The 684-nt window shown below is 42.3% G+C and carries 1 protein-coding gene; it reads left to right on the top strand.

Features of this window, described 5'->3' with window-relative positions; genetic code table 11:
- The first annotated feature begins 297 nt into the window (after nt 1-297).
- Nucleotides 298-621 carry a hypothetical protein gene (locus tag DW819_RS15485; RefSeq protein WP_147353183.1) on the top strand — a complete coding sequence of 108 codons (324 nt, stop codon included), beginning with the start codon at nt 298-300 and terminating at the stop codon, nt 619-621.
- The last annotated feature ends 63 nt before the right edge of the window (nt 622-684 follow it).

The raw sequence follows: 684 nt of genomic DNA, 5'->3' as shown, positions 1-684 counted from the left end.
GAACAGAAAATGGAGGAACGAGCCATCCTTCGTCTGTCTGATCTTTATCGCCCCAGAACTGAGCATCCTTACCTGGAACTGGAAACACTGGTATTAAACATTAACAAGGGTTATAATGCAGAATTGATGGAAAAATGCCGGGAGCTTCATGACTATTCCGCGTTTGTTGCATTGGTCCGTGAAAAACGGAAAAACGGTATGAACCTCAAACACGCAGTCAATGAGGCAATTGATGAATGTATTCATCAGGATATCATGGCAGATTTCCTGCGCAGGAACCGAGCGGAGGTTGTGAAAATGAGTATCTATGAATATGACGAAGAAAAAAACTATAAAATGCTTCAGGAGCAATACTGGAATATGGGGCACGAGCGTGGCAAGAGTGAAGGAATAGCCGAGGGAATAGCTCAGGGAAAAACCGAAGGAAGAAACGAAGGAAAAACCAGGGCATTTATTCAATTAATTCTTGCAAAAATGCAAAAAAATTACACACCAGAACAAATCGCGGATATTCTGGAATTGGATCCAAATTTCGTAAAAGCAGTCTGTCAGATTGCAGCTCCAATGTCACCGAACTATGATCCGGATAAAATCTATGAAACGTATCACACAATGAAATAGGCATATTGCAATTTAAGGGAATAGCACGAAAGGGTCCGAAGTTCCGGGGAGGGCCTACAGAAC

The organism is Clostridium sp. AM33-3 (assembly GCF_003480315.1).
In the GTDB taxonomy this organism is placed as follows: Bacteria; Bacillota; Clostridia; order Lachnospirales; family Lachnospiraceae; genus Brotaphodocola.
Note: the sequence above shows the minus strand (reverse complement) of the source record. Positions and strands in the feature narration are given on the sequence as shown.

What these genes read in the sequence shown, in the direction of transcription:
- DW819_RS15485 (WP_147353183.1), top strand. Translation starts at nt 298, where the DNA reads ATGAGTATCTATGAATATGACGAAGAAAAAAACTATAAAATGCTTCAG.